This window comes from Natronospira elongata, assembly GCF_034931365.1.
GTDB classification, from domain to species: Bacteria; Pseudomonadota; Gammaproteobacteria; order Natronospirales; family Natronospiraceae; genus Natronospira; species Natronospira elongata.
Genome location: NZ_JAYGII010000014.1, coordinates 12,045 through 27,757 on the forward strand (window position 1 = coordinate 12,045; position 15,713 = coordinate 27,757).

At 62.9% G+C, this 15,713-nt stretch carries 11 protein-coding genes; 2 read left to right on the plus strand and 9 right to left on the minus strand.

Features of this window, described 5'->3' with window-relative positions; genetic code table 11:
- Nucleotides 1-662: 662 nt before the first annotated feature.
- From VCB98_RS07820 to bioB, 3 genes are all read right to left on the minus strand, one after another.
- Complete coding sequence (locus VCB98_RS07820) at nucleotides 663-1,865, minus strand: hypothetical protein (protein WP_346051444.1); 1,203 nt, start codon at nucleotides 1,863-1,865, stop codon at nucleotides 663-665.
- A gap of 297 nt (nucleotides 1,866-2,162) precedes the next feature.
- The gene (bioF, locus tag VCB98_RS07825; protein WP_346051445.1) at nucleotides 2,163-3,341 is read right to left on the minus strand and encodes an 8-amino-7-oxononanoate synthase; all 1,179 of its coding nucleotides are present in this window, start codon (nucleotides 3,339-3,341) and stop codon (nucleotides 2,163-2,165) included.
- Complete coding sequence (gene bioB / locus VCB98_RS07830; protein WP_346051447.1) at nucleotides 3,325-4,410, minus strand: biotin synthase BioB; 1,086 nt, start codon at nucleotides 4,408-4,410, stop codon at nucleotides 3,325-3,327. Before bioB ends, bioF begins: the two co-directional genes overlap by 17 nt.
- Nucleotides 4,411-4,510: 100 nt before the next feature.
- Here bioB and VCB98_RS07835 point away from each other — a divergent pair, with 100 nt between their 5' ends.
- The gene (locus tag VCB98_RS07835; protein WP_346051449.1) at nucleotides 4,511-5,218 is read left to right on the plus strand and encodes a ComF family protein; all 708 of its coding nucleotides are present in this window, start codon (nucleotides 4,511-4,513) and stop codon (nucleotides 5,216-5,218) included.
- 189 nt (nucleotides 5,219-5,407) lie between these two features.
- On the opposite strand, the gene VCB98_RS07840 is transcribed toward VCB98_RS07835, so the two are convergent.
- From VCB98_RS07840 to VCB98_RS07865, 6 genes are all read right to left on the minus strand, one after another.
- Nucleotides 5,408-7,996 carry a bifunctional aspartate kinase/diaminopimelate decarboxylase gene (locus tag VCB98_RS07840; RefSeq protein WP_346051451.1) on the minus strand — a complete coding sequence of 863 codons (2,589 nt, stop codon included), beginning with the start codon at nucleotides 7,994-7,996 and terminating at the stop codon, nucleotides 5,408-5,410.
- A gap of 407 nt (nucleotides 7,997-8,403) precedes the next feature.
- Nucleotides 8,404-9,885 carry a hypothetical protein gene (locus VCB98_RS07845; RefSeq protein WP_346051453.1) on the minus strand — a complete coding sequence of 494 codons (1,482 nt, stop codon included), beginning with the start codon at nucleotides 9,883-9,885 and terminating at the stop codon, nucleotides 8,404-8,406.
- 67 nt (nucleotides 9,886-9,952) lie between these two features.
- Nucleotides 9,953-10,531 (minus strand): hypothetical protein, encoded by a 579-nt coding sequence (locus tag VCB98_RS07850; protein WP_346051455.1) that lies wholly within the window; start codon nucleotides 10,529-10,531, stop codon nucleotides 9,953-9,955.
- A 30-nt stretch (nucleotides 10,532-10,561) separates the two neighbouring features.
- Entirely contained in the window at nucleotides 10,562-11,587 is a 1,026-nt protein-coding gene (locus VCB98_RS07855) for a hypothetical protein (RefSeq protein WP_346051457.1), read from the minus strand.
- An 11-nt stretch (nucleotides 11,588-11,598) separates the two neighbouring features.
- Nucleotides 11,599-12,207 (minus strand): penicillin-binding protein activator LpoB, encoded by a 609-nt coding sequence (locus VCB98_RS07860; RefSeq protein WP_346051458.1) that lies wholly within the window; start codon nucleotides 12,205-12,207, stop codon nucleotides 11,599-11,601.
- Nucleotides 12,208-12,317: 110 nt separating this feature from the next.
- Nucleotides 12,318-14,111, minus strand: a complete 1,794-nt coding sequence (locus VCB98_RS07865) for a COG3014 family protein (RefSeq protein WP_346051460.1) — start codon at nucleotides 14,109-14,111, stop codon at nucleotides 12,318-12,320.
- Between the two features lie 278 nt (nucleotides 14,112-14,389).
- Here VCB98_RS07865 and VCB98_RS07870 point away from each other — a divergent pair, with 278 nt between their 5' ends.
- On the plus strand, nucleotides 14,390-15,682 hold the full coding sequence (locus VCB98_RS07870) for an MFS transporter (protein WP_346051539.1): 1,293 nt from the start codon (nucleotides 14,390-14,392) through the stop codon (nucleotides 15,680-15,682).
- The last annotated feature ends 31 nt before the right edge of the window (nucleotides 15,683-15,713 follow it).

The following is a 15,713-nucleotide window of genomic DNA, read 5'->3' on the forward strand; positions in this document are numbered from 1 at the left end:
CTTTGGGCTTTGGTTGCGTTGGTGCCCTTCGATGCCGGTGACGGGGGCGTCCCGGCTTTGGTCCCGGTGGCCTTGCTCAGGGACGCCGTGAACCCATCCCTGGGGGCTCTGGGTTCGCCATCCTGGCTCACACAGCCCTGAGCAAGCCCACCAGGACCAAAGCCTACCTTGGGTGGTGGTCACCTGGGCAGTGCTAATGGAGGGTTTGGTTCTGTCTTATGCTTTGGTGCCATCCGGAGGCTTTTAATCGCGAATAAATTCGCTCCCACGGTGCCATCAGCGTATGCCGAAGCCGCCGTGGGAGCGGATTTGTCCGCGATTTCACCAGCCGAATCGAAGGCAATCTGCTCATCAATCTGAATTTGACATCAGCAAACACGGCCCAGGTGTCCCCACCAATGGTAGGCTTGTCGCCACCTAAGTCTACTTTGGACATGGAGTCACTGGAGCCGTCCCACCAGAGATGTTGGTTGGCGCTCTAATAGGAGCGAGCATAGCTAGCTGAAAACCAGTCTCCAGATTGGCTAAGCGCCCTTCCAGTCGGCGGTACGAAGTTGGCGCCGAAATCAACAGGCCGTATGGCCAATTAGTTGGCCATACGGCCTGCGCATGGGCTACAAAATCGTTAGAAAAAGGAACCGGTCTTGAGGAGCTCAAGAAGATCAGTCGTCCCCCGACCCCCAATCGTCGAACATGTCACAGGGGCCGTTCACGACCCTAACTAAATGGTCACCACTGTAGAAGCGGTGCTGGCAGATCGGCGTGCCACCACTGGTGCCGCCGATGGGCTGGGGCGTGGCATTCCAACCATATCCGCCGTCGGAGAACACCAGCCTAGCACCGCTTACCCCGTCTTCAATCAAATAACGTCCACGATAGTCCCTCAAACGCTCGATAGCGCAGGTTTCAGAGTCGCTTACCGAATGAGTGGAGAAGTAGTTCTCCCTACCCTGAATCCGGCTGTTCTCGTAGTCCACCGTCAAATTGACATGCCCATCCATGTCAACATCGAACTCAAAGCGTATAAAATCCTCCTGACCACCCTCTGGAATCTCATACGCCCCGTCTCCGAGTTCGTGGACACTGAAAAATGCCCGAAAGGCGTTGGTAGTAGGAAATTCAGGCGGTACGGAAAAGCTCACGCCAGCACCTTTGATACCGATAGTAAGACCATCAAACTCTATGATCCCTCTATCATTAACGATCCAGCCAATTTCTGTACGGATTTCCTGCTCAAGTAGCGAACGGAAGTCCTCGTCCGTCAGTGCATGTAGCGCGGTACCATCGGGACAATCGGAACCTTCGTCTTCTTGGATAGAGGCGAGCAGAGCCCTGGAACGACTTGTGGATGGCTGCCTCATCGTCTGACTGAACGCAGTGGTATTACCTAGATTAAGCGTGGTCAGCAAGACGCGAAGCCTGTCCTGCGCCTCCTTGATGTCTTGCTGCCACCCCTTTACAGCCGCAAAATTGGATTGAACTTTATCAATCCATGCATTGGATGGTGTCTTCTGACTCACCATCAATACCCAAGGCACTTCATCGGTCCAATCTAGGTTAAAACCATAGACAGTTTCCGACTCCGGATGGATTACATATACAGTCCGGTCCTCGGGGGGTGTACAGTCGAGTGGATCCGGTCCGATAATTGGGTCCGGCCCTGCCCCACCACCATGGTCACAGTCCAGCCCCAAACTATGGCCGTAATTTTCAGCCGCCGCTTGAGCAACCTGACTGGTAGCACATTCCTGACAGACGATTACCGGCTCTTCAGCAGAATGTCCAACACTAGCGGCGCTCACGGTTAAGAAAAATAACAGAAATTTGGGAAAACAACTGCCAATACGAAAGCTAGTCTTACTCATTCTCCCTCCCTAATGTTTATCTACTTAGACGTTCACTCCCGCCTCTGGATTTCACTAACGGGCACTAATAGTGTGCCAATGCGCCCAAATATTATGGGTAGGATGTTTTTGATTTTTCAAGTAAGCCCGTTCCAGACCTCGGCCTCTATCGGCAGCTAGGAGTCTACTCTTCGCTAAATCACAGTCCTCGATCCGTGTGCTCCCAACACAATGGGGCAGACTTTTAGCGGCCTTCATCGCATCGTTCGTTATTTTCTGCCCAGAAAAACGTAAGAGTACACTCCGACCCCCCCAGTCTCACATCAATTCCGCCAACACCCGAACCAATCCCCGCACATCCTCCACCGAATGAGCCGCCGACAGGGTGATACGCAGGCGTGCGGTGCCGTCCGGGACGGTGGGGGGGCGGATGGCCTGGGCGAGGTAGCCCTTTGATTCTAGGGCGCGGGACAAAACCACGGCGCGGGTCGGGTCGCCGAGGGGGACTGGCTGTATGGGGGTGCTCGAGGGCATCAGGGGGATGCCTTGGGCCTCGGCGGCTTCGCGGAAGGTCCGGGTGTTTTCCGCCAGGCGTTCGCGGCGCCAGACTTCCTCGCGGCTGACTGCCAGGGCCCGCCGGACCGCCGCGGCCATGGCCGGCGGGGTGGCGGTGGTGTAGACGTAGGTGCGGGCGTGCTGGATCAGGTGTTCGATCAGGGTTTCGCTGCCGGCGACGAAGGCGCCGAAGCCGCCCAGGGCCTTGCCGAGGGTACCCATGAGAATGGGGGCTTCGCTCTGGCCAAGGCCGGCGGCGGCTGCCGCGCCCTGGCCTTCGGGGCCGAGCACGCCCAGGCCATGGGCCTCGTCGACCATCAGCCAGCCGCCCTGGTCCGCGCAGAGTTCGGCAATTTCGGCCAGGGGGGCGATGTCGCCATCCATGCTGAAGACGCTGTCGGTCATGACCAGTCGCCGGCCATCGGCAGTGCTCAGACGTTCGGCGAGGGCGGCGGGGTCGGCATGGGCGTAGCGCTTGAGGCGGGCCCGACTGCTAAGGGCGGCATCCAGCAGGGAGGCGTGGTTGAGGCGGTCCTCGAGGATGGTGTCGCCGCGACCGGCCAGGGCTTGGGCGATGCCGATGTTGGCCATGTAGCCGGTGGAGAAGAGCAGCGCCCGATCGCGGCCGGTGAAGTCGGCCAGTTCCTGTTCGAGGGCTTCATGCTCGGGGCCGTGGCCGGTGATCAGGTGGGCGGCGCCGCTGCCGCTGCCGTAATCACGCAGGGCCTGGGCGGCGGCTTCGGCCGGGCGGGGGTCGCAGGCGAGGCCCAGGTAGTCGTTGCTGGAAAAGTCGAGAAAGTCACGCCCGGCCAGGCGCGCACGGCCGCCAGGCCGGCGCTGTATGGTCCGGCGGCGGCGGTAAAGCCCGGCAGCTTCGCGCTCGGCTAGGCCCGCTTCGAGGGTGGCGTCCAGGTTGTGGCCGGACTTAGCCGGCCGCGGCATGATCCTGCTCGTCATCCGTGCTCGCGCAAGCGGATCCACAGCGGCTGCGACGTTCTTCAACCCGTTCGGCCTGCTCCGGCCGGATGCCCAGGCGCCGGAACAGGGCGCGATCGCGGTCGGCCTCGGGGTTGTCGGTGGTCAGGAGTTTGTCGCCGTAGAAGATGGAGTTGGCGCCGGCAAGGAAACACAGGGCCTGGGTTTCCTCGCTCATCTCGGTCCGCCCGGCGGACAGACGCACGTGGGAGGCGGGCATCATCAGGCGGGCGGCGGCGATGCTGCGAACGAATTCCAGCGGATGGACCGCTTCCTCGCCATGGAGGGGCGTGCCAGGCACCTGGACCAATTGATTGATGGGTACGCTTTCCGGGTGCTGATCAAGATTGGCCAGGGTCCGGAGCATGTCGGCGCGGTGGGCGGTTTCCTCGCCCATGCCGATGATGCCGCCGCAGCAGACATTGAGCCCGGCCTCGCGGACGTTTTCCAGGGTGTCGAGGCGGTCCTGGAAGGTTCGGGTGGTGATGATGTCGCCGTAGAATTCCTCAGCGGTATCGATGTTGTGGTTGTAGTAGTCCAGCCCGGCTTCGGCCATGCGCTCGGCCTGTTCCCGGCTCACCATGCCGAGGGTGGCGCAGGTTTCCATGCCCAGCTCACGGACACCGCGAATCATGTCGATGATGCGGTCCAGATGCTTGTCGGTGGGGCTGCGGTAGGCCGCGCCCATGCAGAAGCGGGTGGCCCCCTTCTCCCTGGCCGCCCTGGCCTGGGCCAGGACCAGGTCCACGTCCATGAGTTTTTCCTTTTCCAGGCCGGTGTCGTAGCGCGCGCTCTGCGGGCAATAGGCGCAGTCTTCCGGGCAGGCGCCGGTCTTGATCGACAGCAGCGTACTGACCTGGACTTCATTGGCATCGAAATGCTTGCGATGGACGGTCTGAGCGGCAAAAATCAGGTCGTTGAAGGGCACTTCGAACAGTGCCCGAGACTCGGCGGCGGTCCAGTCATGACGGGGCTGACCGTCACGGGCACGCGCCAGCACGGCGGTGGGATCCAGGTTTTGGTCGGCGGCAGACATGGCAATTCCCCAATCGTCGCGTGGGCGCGAGTTGTAAGCTGGCTTGAAAGAACAGGCTGGGGAGTCTAACCAAAAGCCCGTCAACCGAAAAGGGGAAGTAATGGTTTACCGATGGCTGCGGCGGCTGGAGGGGCTACTCCTGCCCCATCGATGCCTGCTGTGCGGCGCGGTGGGCGAGGACGGCATGGACATTTGCCAGGGCTGCGGGCAGGACCTGCCCTGGAATCGGCGGCCCTGCCAGCGTTGCGCCAACCCCCTGCCGCCGGGCACCCGGACACAACTCTGCGGGGACTGCCAGAGCGGTCGAACCCCGAAAGGCTTCGACCAGATCATGGCCCCGCTGCTCTATGACTTTCCGGTGGATCGCCTGATTCTGGCGCTGAAATTCCAGCATGAACTGGCGCCGGGACGACTGCTGGGGAGCCTCTGCGCCCATGCCCTGGCCGCCGAGGGCATCGAACCACCGCAGGGGCTGGTGCCCGTTCCCCTGCATCCGGCGCGCTGGCGACAGCGGGGATTCAATCAGGCGGTGGAACTGGCCCGGCCGCTCAGTCGACAACTGGGGGTGCCGATATTGACTCGCGGGCTGAAACGCCAGCGCAGCGCCCGCCCCCAGTCGGAACTGCCCCTGGACCAGCGCCGCCGTAACGTCCACGGCCTGTTCCGGGTCAGCGGCCCCGTCCCGAACCACGTCGCCATCGTCGACGACGTGGTCACCTCCGCCAGCACCGTCGCCGAACTGGCCCAGGCCCTGAAACAGGCCGGGGCCAGCCGGGTCGATGTCTGGGCGATTGCCCGGACACCCTGATCGCTCGGTGCCGGATTCGGGCCTTGAGTGTTAGACACAGAGGTCACAGAGGGTCCCGCAGAGGGCCACGGACTTTCAGAAAGGCATTACGGCCCCACCCTGATCAACCCTCTGCGCTCCTCTGCGGATTCTCTGCGCCCTCTGTGTCTAAGACTCAACACCGGAATCCAGCACCGAACCACCAGCAAACTACTCGATTACCACCTCCCGGGCCGGTTGGCGGAGGTTGTAGCTGGAGCTCATGACGCGGCCGTAGGCGCCGGCGTTGGCGATGGCGATGACGTCGCCCTCAAAGCAGTCGGGCAGGAGGCGGTCGTTGCCGAGCACATCCCCGGTCTCGCAGATGGGCCCCACCACGGTGGCCGGGGTGGTGGCCGGTTCATCGGGGCGGGAGAGATTGACGATCTCATGCCAGGCGCCATACAGGGATGGCCGGATGAGTGAGTTCATGCCGGTCTCGATACCCACGTAGCGGGCTTCGCCCTTGCCCTTGGTCTGGGTCACCCGGGCGATCAGCACGCCGGCCCGGGCGACCACGTAACGTCCCGGCTCAATCCAGAGCTGGCGTCCCGGGAAGGCGGTTGCCATGGAGCGCAGGGAAGCATCCATGGCCTGGGTGTCCAGCGGCTCGTCGCCGGCCTTCTCCACCACGCCCAGGCCACCACCAAGATCGAGGATCTCCACATCGGGAAAGTGCTCGGCGGCTTCACCCAGAACCAGAGCGATCTGGCGCCAGTTGTCGGGATTGCGAATGCCGCTGCCGCTATGAGCATGAAGACCCACCACGCGGGCACCGGCGGCGGCGACCAGGCGGGCGGCCTCTTCCAGTTCAAACAGGGGAATGCCGAATTTGGACTGGGTACCGGCGGTGCGCACGTGCTTGTGGTGCCCCCGGCCCTGCCCCGGGTCCAGGCGCAGAAAGATGTCGCGGTCCTTGAACAGCTCCGGCCAGTGCTGCAGGGGATGGAGGTTATCCAGGGTCACTCTTACTCCCGCCTCCAGGCCAAAGGCATATTCCTCGCGGGGTGCGAAATTGGGGGTGAAGAGGATGCGTTCGGGATCGATCCCGGGGCGCTCGCTCAAGACGTGCCTGACCTCGCCCGGGGAAACACATTCAAATCCGAAACCGGCCGCATCCACCCGGGCCAGGATGTCGGGGTGGGCATTGGCCTTGACCGCATACAGCACCCGATCCACTGACTTGAGCTGCTCCAGTTCATCGATGGCCGTCTGCAGGGAAGGCAGGTGATAGACAAAGGCCGGGCCGTGTTCGGTGGCCAAGCTGATCAGGCGGTCGCGGTCCTGCCACCACCAACCCACCCGGCGCTGGGCGGGTGCCAGATCCGGGCCGGGCTCGAACAGTTGCTGCCAGGTGGGCCCCAGGACCGGGTCATCGGGCACGGTGTGAATGAGACTGCGATGGAGTTGCTCCACCAGCCGTGGGGCCTCAGCGGCCTCGATCACGGCGGTGAAGTTGAGGTCGTTGGCGGCCTGGCTGAGCAGATGAATGCGCCGTTCCTCGAATACCTCCAGGGCGGGGCCCAGTTGATGGAGGATGGAGCGAATGCGCTGACCAACCACGCTGACCGTGGCGCAATCCCGGATCAACCGCGCCCGGCAGAATCCGGACAGATCATCCACCAGCTCGTCCAGTACCGCTTCGCCCAGATCATTGGCATCGGCATCCAGGGAGACGGTGACATTGGTCTCGGAAGTGGACACCAGATCCACGGACAATCCATGACGCTTGAAGGCATCAAAGGCCCGGGCCAGGAAGCCCACCTCCTGCCACATGCCCAGGGTTTCCATGGAGACCAGAACCACCCCGGCGCGGCTGGAAATGGCCTTGACCCTGGCCTCGGTGTCGCCACTGCCGGGACCGATCTCGGTGCCGGCCATGTCCGGGTCGGGGGTATAGCGGACCTGTAGGGGAATGCCGTGGCGCCGCACCGGTGCGATGCAGCGGGGATGGAGGACCTTGGCACCGGTGGTGGCAATCTCCTGGGCCTCGTCATAGTCCAGACGCCGTAGCAGGCGGGCACTGGGCAAATCACGGGGGTTGGCACTGAACAAGCCCGGGACGTCGGTCCAGATTTCCAGTCGCTCGGCGCCCAGGCGGGCGGCAAGATAGGCGGCCGACGTGTCGGACCCGCCCCGGCCCAGCAGAGCCGGTCCACCCTCGGGATGACGGGCAAAGAAACCCTGGGTGAGCAGCAGCGCGCCCTGTTGCGCCGCCGCGCTGGCGGCCTCCGGGTCATGAGCGTCATCACAGACGGCGGACAAGTAGTCGGCAGCATCGAGATTGCGCGGCTGGATGGTGAGCAACTCTGTGGGATCGATGGCGACCGGGCCGTGCCCGGCCACTGCCAGTCGGGCCCGGGCAAGGATGCCGGCCATGCGCTCACCGCAGACCATGGCCCGGGCGCGCACCCGCGGTGTGACCTCGCCGATCAGGCGCGCACCCTCCAATAGTCGGCCCAGTTCCCCGAGCTGTTCCTCCAGCGGGCCGTCGATGCCCTCCAGGTCCATGGCGGCGGCCAGGGCCAGGTGCTGTTCACGAAGCTTATCGATCAGAGACTCGAGCTGGAGCTCGGCAATCCGGTCGAGGGCGCCGGCAATGGCATCGGAGACCCCGGCCAGGGCGGAATGGACCATCAGCACCCGATAGCCGTCCTGTTTTCGTTTGGCCACCACCGCCTCAATGGATTTCCAGTTCTCCACCGACGACACGCTGGTTCCACCAAACTTTAGGACGACCAGGGGACTGTCTGAAGCCATTCCGTTTTCTCCTGTTTTGTCGTTGCTTCATGAAAAGACGCCTCGCGCAAAGGCGCGAAGACGCCAAGAAATCAAAACTTTACCCGGGCGTTAATGGGCCAGGCCCGGAACCTCTGCTGGGCCCATTCGCGGCCTCAGTTGGCAGTGAGAGTCGCTGATTCAAGGCGCAGCGCGCAGCACAGTAGTTGGGCTACGGGCAAGCGCTGTAACGCAGAAGCAGCGACTCTCAGTGTCTACTGTGGCCGCGAATCGGCCCAGCAGAGGTTCCTCAAAAAAAAGCCGGCCCCAGGGCCGGCTTTTCTCGCGAAATTTCTTTCCGGCATGGGCTCACCGGGCAATGAACAGCACGTCGCTGCCTGCCTCCTTGATTGCCGGTTTGCATTTGCTGATGAAACGCATGTCGATCCTCAGTGAGCTGCCAGTTCAATCACTTCCGGGGTCACGTCCGCGAACTGGGGCATTTCCATACCGGCGTCCGCGTGGATATAGGTCGGGTCCGTGACGGCGTAGATTGTGCCATTAAAGCGGACGCTGTCGCCACCAATTTCTTCCGGGAAGGCCACGGCGGCGGCGATGTGCCCGGGATAACGCAATCCGACTACCTCGAGATCGGTGAGTTCCCGCACCAGCCAGGCAAACAGAATGGCCCGGTCTTCGCAGTCGGAATAGTCATAATAGATCGTCTCTTCCGGAAACAGCGGTTTCTCGCGACCGAAATTCTCCGGATCGATCTTGTAATCGAAGGCCGTCTGCACGAAACGCAGCAGAAGGTTGACCTGGTCCACCGGGTCCCGCTCGTCGAGCAGGGGCGCCAGCCCCGAGATCAGGCTCTTGGCGGTGCGGTCGTACACCGGCGCATTGAAATAGACTTCCAGTTCCGTCTGGGGGTAATCGCGGTAGAACTCGATGATACTGCGGTTGACCAGAACCGGAACGTCATATTCCTCGCCGGCATAACGGAAGCCGAGATCACGCCGGATTTCCTTGCGCGGCAGCCCCCAGGGGGATTCCACTTCCATGCCGAGACGACTATCGGCATCCGGATAGCTGCCCTCGTAGGTATAGAGACGATCCACCTGATAGGGCAGACCGGCGGGATTGACCACGTAATATTCCTGGCCATCGAGAGTGAAGTAATTGGTGGCATAAAGACGCTGCCGGACCGGCAACATGAGATGCACACGACGTCCGTCATGACCCACCCGGGCATCGAAGCCGGACTTGGACAGCATGTACCAGGCAAACAGGCGCCCCATGTTGACGTCGTCATTGAACAGGGCGCGCCCGGCCTTGTAGTGCAGGCGGGCAAGGCCCCAGTCATTCAGGCCAAGCTCCCGATTGGCTGCCTCGGCGGCATCCAGAAAGATCTGATAGTCGCTTTGGCTCATGTGAGCCCAGAAGGCACTGATGCCCTCTTCATCGACACTGTTGAGTCGAAAGGTCGGGGTGTCGGGGTCCTTGCGCAGCCCGACTTCAGCCAGATAAAAGGCCAGGCGCAGTGATTCGCCCGCCGGGGTTTCCGGCTCCGGCTCCACCTCGACCACGGCTTCTTCTTCCGGCTCGGGAATGGTGATCTCAATGGGGGGCGGGGCCGGTCTTTCCCTGGGGGGCTCGGGCTTCTCGCTTACCGTCGGCGGTTCATCGATCTTGGGGGCCTCGTGTTCCTGGCGCGCCGGCCGCGACTCGAAGGCCGCCCATTGCTGCTCCAGATAATCCATGAAGGCCCGATCCCGGGCATCGCGAAATTCCTGATAGCTGGACTCTTGCTGCTGGCGCCAGCGCTCGAAATCGGATTGCGCCAGGGCCACGGTGAGGAAGGAAGCGAGTATCAGGGCGACAACAAGAACCAGCCCGCCCCGCCGGAGATTGGACGGCACCACGATAAACATGACAGATCCCCCATGCAGCGGGCCATGCCGGGGCCGGCACGTTGCCGGCCCCGGCAGCACTCAGAGCTTACTGACCGCGGCGACGCTCCAGAGCCTCGTCCATCTCATCACGGGCCTGGGCGTGACGGAACTGCTCCCACAGCACAGCCTCATCCTGACCGGCGACGGGTCGGTCACTGGCGGCGAGGATATTGTCGAACAATTCCCGCATGGAGCGCTCGCCCACCACCACCATGGTGCAGAGCTGGCGCTGCTCATTGATGGTCTCGTAGTCGGTGCGGTTAACCCGAGACCCCTGGAGAGTCACATCGGCCAGCTGACGGGACACGCTCTGGAAGGTGGAACCGGTCACGGTGTCCCCCTCGGCCGTACGGGTCCGCTGCTGATAGGTCTCCTCCATGGACTCCACCGCCACTTCGATCTGATTGGCCAGGGCCTGACGGGTCAGGGCCACCGCCTCACTGCGATCAATGGCGAACTGGTCGGACGCCGGCACACAGTTGGTGGCGGCAATGCCGTCACTGATCTGACCTTGAGGATCAGCCACCCATTCCGGGATGCGATCCTCGGGGGCGCGTTCGGGGGTACCGCCACAGGCGGCCAGGAAACTCGCTGCAGCAAGCAGCACTAGACTTCTTTTCAGCATGGGACTCTTCCCTCCTCTCAATAATCACAATCAAAGAAACTGGAACAGGCGCTCACCCAGGGACTGCCCGAGAGAGTCGGCCAGATTGCCAATGACACGATCCTGGGCCAGGCCGGGATCACTGGATGCTTCGCGCAGCTCCTGACGGAACTGCCCGATCACCCGGCCATCCGGTTCACGAATGACCACCTCACCCTCGGCGAAGGCAAAGTGATCCTGTCCCCGCTGAACATTGCGCAAGCGAAGCTCGCCACCAATGATCAGGTCCGGGCTGCCGTCGCCGCCGACTCGCAGGCCTTCGCGTATCAGACCTTCGCGCAAGCCCGAGCGCAAGCGGGACTCCATGCCGCTGTCATCAATATCCAGGCGCAGTGAATTGAGCGCTTCCCAAAGCCGCTCCAGCACATCGGCATAGTCGTCCGCCACCGGCCGATTGGGCAGACCCGTGGTGGACACCATGGATAACTGCTGTTCAATGCTATCGGCACGGCCAATCAACTCAGCCGCCGGCTTCAGGGCACGGACCGCCCGGATACGGTCTCCAGTCGGTATCTCCCGTTCCCTGAACAGGTCCAGCTGCTCACGGATATCGCGAAGCTGATTGCCCAGCCGCATGGTGGCGGCCGGACGATCAAGGCGGGCCAGGACATAGAGCGTTTCTTCCGCCCCATCCGGCACTGCTTCCACGATTTCGATTTCGTCCAGAGTCGTCTCCGGCACACTGGCACGAACTTCCTGGGCAAAACCGCGGGTGACCGGCCCGGTGGCCCCTTCCCGGACCCGCTCCACCCAGGCGGTGGTCTCGCCGGCCACCGTGACCCGCATATTGGAGATCAGGTCACTGCGGGCCCGGTCCGCCGCCGCACGGCGAGCCTCGGCAGGGTCACCGCGCAGCGGAGCCGAACCCACGCCATGGACATAACGGGGGTCATCCGGGGTGTTGAGCACCCAGTCGGGAACGCCGGTGTCCGCATTGGCGTCGCCGGCAGGGCCCGCGGCGCAGGCCACCACCAATGGCAGCAACAGGCCCAGGCTGAACAGTTTGCGAAGCATCATGGCTGCTTACCTCAGAGACCGCGCCGGGCCCGTCGCATCACCTTCTGTTCCTGGTGCTGCCCGTGCCAGACGTCCACATTGGTTTCCACATCCACCAGACGCAGGTCCACCTGGTAGGAAGTGACCCGGGTTCCGTCCAGGCGATCAATGGTGGAGTCGATTGAACCCACCAGGGCGTAATCCGCCCCCAGCTCACGGCCCATGCGGGCGGCGGTTTCGGGGTCGGCATGAAACTCCTGATCACGGCGCTCGTCTCGAATTTCATCCCGCTCGGCCCCGCCGGCCACGAAATCCACCCGGCCGGAGCGAATCATTTCCCGGCGCAGCTCGTTGATGAAGGTATCCACCGGGATATGCTCGTGGGAGCGGTTGCGAACGGACTGGATGATCACCCGGGGACGATCACGATCCGGGTTATCCGCCCGGAAACGCTCCAACCACGGAAACGTGAGCATGTCATCGATCATTACCGAGGCAACATTGCGGGAATCGGTGATGTTCCAGCGATCGGTCAGGTCCACCTGCTCATCGGCGCCCACCCGTTCAACCTGGGTTCCACCACAACCACTGACAGCAACAGCCACCAGGGCCAACAAGATCCAGCGTGCAAAGACTTTCATTCTTTCTCCCTCCCATTCAGGCAAACAGTCAATTGATGTCCATAGACTAGTGCATTTCCGGCCTGCCCGCCCCTACCCGAATGGGGCACCTCACGGACAGGCCCGGATAATCAGTTCAAGGTCAGCACTTCCAGCCGCGGGGCGCCCTCACTGTCGCCCGGCAACTCAATCGAGGGTGGGTTGCTGAGCCGTCGGGACATCAGCAGGCGGATTTCCCCGGGCTCCAGCGACACTTCCACGGCCGGCGCCAGACCTTTCTCGCCACCCAGAAACTCGCCCTGTCGCAAGCGCACCCGGCTGGTGCCCGGCTCCACCGGAATCCGCGCCACGCGCACCTCGGCCGGCAGAGTCTGCCAGGCACGGGTGTCGGCACGACTGGCCGCGGCGGTGCCAGTGCGGGCGGCCAATCCGCCCAGCTGCCCGAGCAGACCGCCGCGTTCTTCCATTTCCTGGGCCGCCAGCTCGGCCAGGGCGTTCTGCAGCAAGCGACGGGCAACCTCGCGACGCAGTTCATCGCCCGCACTGAGCAGCATGTCCTGGTAGGCCATCATGGTCAGATTATCGGCCCGGGCAAGGACTTCGCGCTGGCCATCGATTTCCAGGAAACTGGGACTCACTTCCGGGCGGGGCGGCCCCGGATAGGGCACGGTGACCCGAACCCCGCCCTGCAGGGCACGAATGATGCCCCAGGACTCCAACTGGCCCCAGAGCGGGCCCACATAGAAACTCTTTTCGAAGACGCCCCGGAAGGCCCCTTCCAGACCACCCTGGCTGTAATGAACCATCATTGCCAGGGGACCGGTATCGGCATACATGGTCTGAAACCAGGCCGACTGGGCGAGCCGCTCATCATGGGTGCCACCGGTCCAGGGTTGCAGGGTAATGGAACGGCGACGGGGGTCGGCATACATGATCAGGTTGAGCTCGCCCCTGGGAGGCAGGCGGTCCACATGCTGAATCACCAGCAGATGTGCCTCCTCGCCACTGCTGTTGCTGATCCGCTCCACCCCATCGGCTCCGATTCGCTGCCGGGCCTCGTCTTCCCGCCCCCGCCAGCCGTCGGTGCGGTGCTGCAGTCGATAGGCATCGAACCAGGCCTGGCGAAGGAAATCCTCGCCCAGCAGATACTGGGCGGCATAGCCGTCCTCGTAGATTTGCGCCGCCTGGGTATAGGCGATGCGGGCATTGTCCAGCTCGCCGGCCATCTCGTAGAGAACGCCGGTGAGGTAACGCAGCCAGGCCGCGTCCCTGAAGCGCAGGCTGTCGCGATCGGCGATCTCCTCGCTCATGCCGTGAAAGCCCACCAGCAGGGAGGACATGATGGTGTTCCGCCGGCCACCCTCGCTGACTTCCTCGTAGCTGCCCTCCAGGATGGAGAGCTCATGCAGGCGGGCATCCAGCTTGCGGGTTTCCACCAGGGCACTGTCGAGATGATCACGGCGGTCACGCCAGTTGTCGCTGGCCTGGGCCAGGGCCGCGAAATTCAGCGCCTGATAATAATGAATGTAGGCCAGTTCATAGACGGTGCCGCGATAGGGCGCGTTGCGGGGATTGCTCATTGCCGAACGCAGGCCATCGCGGAAATAGCGGGTGTAGAGATCCTCGCCAATCATCTCCGCCTCGGCCAGCAGGACGATGCTTTGCTCAAAATCCCCGGCCAGGTGGGCGACCGCGCCCCGCTCCAGGTGATAGAGCAGGCGATCGTTGCCATCCGCGTCCAGAACCTGTTCCAGACCTTCCTGGGCGGCTTCGTAGTAACCGGCATCGGCCAGAGTGAGAGCTTCCCCCACTTCCTGGCCATAGGTGGCGCACCCTGACAGGATGATTGCCGTCAGAATCAGGCCCAGGGCCCGGGCTCGCGCCAGGCTTTCTCGGTATCCCCCCGCGGGCATTGCCTTTCTCATTATCCCCTCTCCCTGCAATCGCCGACCGGTCCGGATCCAGGACCCATCGTCCCGACAATGGACTTAATCTGACATATCCCGGCCGCCTTGCACATACCCCAAATGGGTGATGCTAGCGGATCGCACCCCGCCACGCCACGCAATGCCCCCTGATTCCGGACTGTCTCGGGTAAGCACGGGCCTTCAAGCTGTTAGGATGCGACACAGGTCAGCACGCGGGAGTTGCCACAGTGGTCAGCAGAAAACTGGCACCGAAACGGGAAATCTTCGGCTGGGCGATGTTCGACTTCGCCAATCAGGCCTACACCCTGCTGATCATCACGGTGGTGTTCGGCGACCTGTTCACCCGGATCATTGTCGGCGACGGGCCGGATTATCGCCTCGGCAACCTGCTCTGGAGCCTGGCCCTGGCGGCCAGCTATTTCCTGGTGGTGACCGCCGGGCCGGTCTGTGGCGCCCTGACCGATTACTCCCGCTCCCGCAAACGCTTCCTCTTCGCCAGCTACCTGCTCACCATCATTGCCACCGCCCTGCTCTACTTCGTGGAACCGGGCTGGATCACGCTGGCAGTGGTCCTGATCATTATCTCCAATTTCGCCTATGCGATCGGGGAAAACTTCATTGCCAGCTTCCTGCCGGACCTGGGCCCGAAGAAGGCCCTGGGGTGGATATCCGGCCTCGGCTGGGGCCTTGGCTATATCGGCGGCCTGGTGGCGACAGCCTTCACCCTGCTGATCCTGGGCGAAGTCAGCGAAGCCAATTTCGACCGCATTCGCTGGGTCGGGCCATTTGCGGCGGCCTTCTTCCTGCTCGCCGCCCTGCCCACCTTCATCTGGCTGAAGGAGCGGGGCCGGCGCCGACCGCCGCCAGTGGGGGAGAGTTACCTTCGCATCGGCTTCCGACGCCTGGGGCATACGGTCTCCAATCTGCGCGGCTTCCGGGATCTGAGCATCCTGCTGGTGTCGGTCTTTTTCGTCATGGCCGGGATCTACATCATCATCAGTTTTTCTTTCATCTACGGCGCCCAGGTCATTGGCTGGGAAGAACATGTGCGGGCGATGATGTTTGTAACCGTGCAGATTACCGCCGCCATTGGCGCCATCGGCTTCGGCTGGATCCAGTCCCGGATTGGCGCCCGCCTGACCTATATGATCACGCTGGTCCTGTGGATGGCGGCCATCATTGCCATCTGGCAAACCCCGGGTCTGACCGCCCTCGCCGAGCGCTGGCTGGACGTGAACTGGGAGGCCCAGTACGTCTTCCTCTTCGCCGGCTCCCTGGCTGGCCTCAGCCTGGGCTCCAGCCAGTCGGCCGGGCGTGCCCTGGTGGGGGTGCTCACGCCACGCGGCAAGTCGGCCGAATTCTTCGGCTTCTGGGGCCTGGCAGGCAAGGCCGCGGCCATCTTCGGCATCCTTGGCCTGGGCATCATCCAGGCCTATTTGGGTCTGGCCGATGCCATCCTCTTCTGTCTGGCCCTGTTCGTGGCGGCCTTCCTCGCCGCCATTCCCGTCAATGAAGCCCGCGGCGCCGCCATGGCCGATAGCTGGCGAGATCCACACCGGACTGATTGATGACTGAGAGGGCCGCGAATGGCGGTACGGC

Bases quoted from the DNA above. Each gene is read 5' to 3' on its own strand.
- VCB98_RS07820 (WP_346051444.1), bottom strand. From the start codon at position 1,865: ATGAGTAAGACTAGCTTTCGTATTGGCAGTTGTTTTCCCAAATTTCTG.
- bioF (WP_346051445.1), bottom strand. From the start codon at position 3,341: ATGCCGCGGCCGGCTAAGTCCGGCCACAACCTGGACGCCACCCTCGAA.
- bioB (WP_346051447.1), bottom strand. From the start codon at position 4,410: ATGTCTGCCGCCGACCAAAACCTGGATCCCACCGCCGTGCTGGCGCGT.
- VCB98_RS07835 (WP_346051449.1), top strand. From the start codon at position 4,511: ATGGTTTACCGATGGCTGCGGCGGCTGGAGGGGCTACTCCTGCCCCAT.
- VCB98_RS07840 (WP_346051451.1), bottom strand. From the start codon at position 7,996: ATGGCTTCAGACAGTCCCCTGGTCGTCCTAAAGTTTGGTGGAACCAGC.
- VCB98_RS07845 (WP_346051453.1), bottom strand. From the start codon at position 9,885: ATGTTTATCGTGGTGCCGTCCAATCTCCGGCGGGGCGGGCTGGTTCTT.
- VCB98_RS07850 (WP_346051455.1), bottom strand. From the start codon at position 10,531: ATGCTGAAAAGAAGTCTAGTGCTGCTTGCTGCAGCGAGTTTCCTGGCC.
- VCB98_RS07855 (WP_346051457.1), bottom strand. From the start codon at position 11,587: ATGATGCTTCGCAAACTGTTCAGCCTGGGCCTGTTGCTGCCATTGGTG.
- VCB98_RS07860 (WP_346051458.1), bottom strand. From the start codon at position 12,207: ATGAAAGTCTTTGCACGCTGGATCTTGTTGGCCCTGGTGGCTGTTGCT.
- VCB98_RS07865 (WP_346051460.1), bottom strand. From the start codon at position 14,111: ATGAGAAAGGCAATGCCCGCGGGGGGATACCGAGAAAGCCTGGCGCGA.
- VCB98_RS07870 (WP_346051539.1), top strand. From the start codon at position 14,390: ATGTTCGACTTCGCCAATCAGGCCTACACCCTGCTGATCATCACGGTG.